This window comes from bacterium, assembly GCA_016873475.1.
Lineage (GTDB): Bacteria > Krumholzibacteriota > Krumholzibacteriia > JACNKJ01 > JACNKJ01 > VGXI01.
Map to the genome: position 1 here is coordinate 1 of VGXI01000333.1, position 2,478 is coordinate 2,478.

Annotated in this window: 3 protein-coding genes; 2 read left to right on the top strand and 1 reads right to left on the bottom strand. The window is 70.3% G+C overall.

Annotated elements, in window-relative coordinates:
• The first annotated feature begins 10 nt into the window (after positions 1 to 10).
• Entirely contained in the window at positions 11 to 295 is a 285-nt protein-coding gene (locus tag FJ251_15460) for a hypothetical protein (protein MBM4119100.1), read from the top strand.
• Positions 296 to 308: 13 nt separating this feature from the next.
• On the opposite strand, the gene FJ251_15465 is transcribed toward FJ251_15460, so the two are convergent.
• Complete coding sequence (locus tag FJ251_15465; GenBank protein ID MBM4119101.1) at positions 309 to 1,145, bottom strand: sulfurtransferase; 837 nt, start codon at positions 1,143 to 1,145, stop codon at positions 309 to 311.
• Between the two features lie 226 nt (positions 1,146 to 1,371).
• On the opposite strand from FJ251_15465, the gene FJ251_15470 reads away from it, so the two are divergent.
• Positions 1,372 to 2,478: hypothetical protein (locus FJ251_15470; protein ID MBM4119102.1), on the top strand; the 1,107-nt coding region annotated here is incomplete at its 3' end.

The window sequence follows — 2,478 nt, forward strand, 5'->3', positions numbered from 1 at the left end:
CGAAGCGGCGATGGGTCTGGCCCTCCAGGAGCACACGGCGGTGACGCTCGCCTATCGCAAGGAGAAGCTCTTCCGGATCAAGCGCCGCAACGAGGAGCGCTTCCAGCCGCTGCTCGCGGAGGGGCGTCTGCGCGCGGCCTTCAATGCGGAGGTGCTGGCGATCGAGCCTGGGGCCGTGCAGCTGCGGGTGGGCGGCAAGGAAGAGCGACTCGCCAACGACCACGTCTTCGTCTTTGCGGGTGGCGAGCCGCCTTTCCCGCTGCTCAAGGCGATGGGCCTGCGCTTCGGCCGCTGATCGCTCGAGCCCCTCAGTCGCGCGCCCTGGGCGTGTCCGCCGCGCGCACCCAGTCCACCCAGGAGCCGTCGTAGAGGGCGACGTCCCTCTGGCCGAGCCGCGCGAAGGCGAAAGCGAGCACGCAGGCCGTGGCGCCCGAGCCGCAGGTGACGGCGAACGGCCGATCGCGCGGCACGCCGGCGGCCTCGACGAGCGCCTCGAGCACGGCGTCCGGCAGCAGACAGCCCCGCTCGTCGAGCAGCTCTTGATAGGGAAGGTTCACGCTGCCGGGGATGCGTCCGGGGTCGCCCCAGAGCTCGGGTCCGCGACCCGCGAAGCGCTCACGGCTCCGGGCATCGACGAGCAGCCGCTCGCAGCGCTCGAGGTTGGCGAGCACGGCCGCGCGATCCCAGACGGCGAAACAGCCGGCCCGCGGTTCTCGCGCGCAGGGCGCAGGCGCCGCCTCGCCAGCGGCAAGGGGCAGGCCGGCCGCGCGCCAGAGGGGCAGTCCGCCGTCCAGCACCGCCACCCGCGCCTGGCCGAAGTGCCGGAAGGTCCACCAGGCCCGGCAGGCCGCCGAGGCGATGCCCGTCTGATCGTAGACCACGACGACGTCGGATTCGGCGATGCCGAGCGCGCCGACCGCGGCGGCAAAGGTCTCCGGCGTGGGCAGCATGTGCGGAAGATCCGCCGGCGGGCCGGCCACTGCGTCGATGTCGAAGAAGACGGCCCCCGGCAGGTGCGCCTCGCGGTGCAGCGCGCGCGCGTCGAGCCCCGTCGGCGGGGCGTGCCAGCTCGCATCGACGATGCGCAGCCCCGTCTCGTTCAGCCGCTCGGCGAGGGCAGAGGCGGCGATGAGTTCGGCCTCCATGGCGGCAAGGATTGGCAGTTCTTCGCGACGCGGTCAAGGCGAGAGGGCGCGTGAAGCTTCCGGGAAGGGGGGAGATTCCCCTTGCCGGATGGCGGGCTCGCTCCTAGTTTCTGCCCGGCCCCGGCCCCGGCGCCGCGCTGCGGGAGGCCGGGCGCGGAGGCGCCGGCAGGGGGAGCGAGAACTCCCTGTGCAATCGACGGCGCGCAATCCACAGGGAGGATCGGCGATGAAGAGAATCATGCTCCTGGCGGCGCTCGCGCTGCTCGCAACGGCCGGAGCCGCGCGGGCGGAGAGTTCGCTCGTTGGCCTCATGCAGGCCTGGTGGAGCTATACGGCCTATGAGGACACCTTGCCCGCGGTCGATGAAGACGCCACGCAGACCGGCTTCGGCCTGCGCCGCGCGCGGGCGGGCTGGAGCTACAAGCAGGGCGATCTCGGCGGTCTCGTCGTGGGCGAGGTGACCGGCGATCGCGTCTACGTCCTTGAGGCCTACGGCGACTGGAAGGTCAACGAGCTGCTCGGCCTGCGCGCCGGCCGCTTCGGGGGCGTCGGCAGCCAGGCGGGGTGCCTGACCTCCTCGGCCAAGCTCGACCTCATCGACGTCAACCTCGTCGGCAGCCGCTGGTCCAGCGCTACCGTCGGTTCGGATGGTCGCACGATCGGCGCCCAGCTCAATCTGACGCCGAACGAGGTCTTCTCGCTGCGCGTGCTCGCGCACAACGGCACGGGCAACTGGAATCTCGACTTCACGCCCAGCAACAGCAGCCACGGCGATCCGACAGCAGTGGATGAGGACGACGAACCCGCGCCGACGATGGTGGACACGGGCGCTCTGCCCCAGCTCGACTTCGGTGTCTACGCCAACCCGACGCCGGCGCTGGCCGTGGGCTTCACCTATGGCCTGCCGCACGAGTTCCGTCAGACGACGGGTTCGCTGACCGCCTTCGTCTACTACACGGCGCCGCGCTCCTTCCTGAAGTTCGACTACGCGACCCTCATGCACAATCCCGTCTGGGATGAGAACGACGCGGACTACACCAGCCTCGGCTACTCGCTGACCGCCGGCTACGGCCTGACCAAGAAGGCCGAGCTGGTGGGCCGCTACGAAACCTGGGACGAGGACACCGACGTCGACTACGACACGGAGGACCCGGGAGAGGCCGATCCGAGCTTCGTCAAGAACTTCGCGCTGGGCCTGAACTACTATGTCAACCCGGAGGCGAAGTACGACCAGGTCCTCAAGGCCGCCTTCACCCTGCGCATGGACGAGATGCCCGAGGGCGTGGACATCGCCGATCCCTACCTCTTCCAGCTCATGTGGCAGATCTACCTG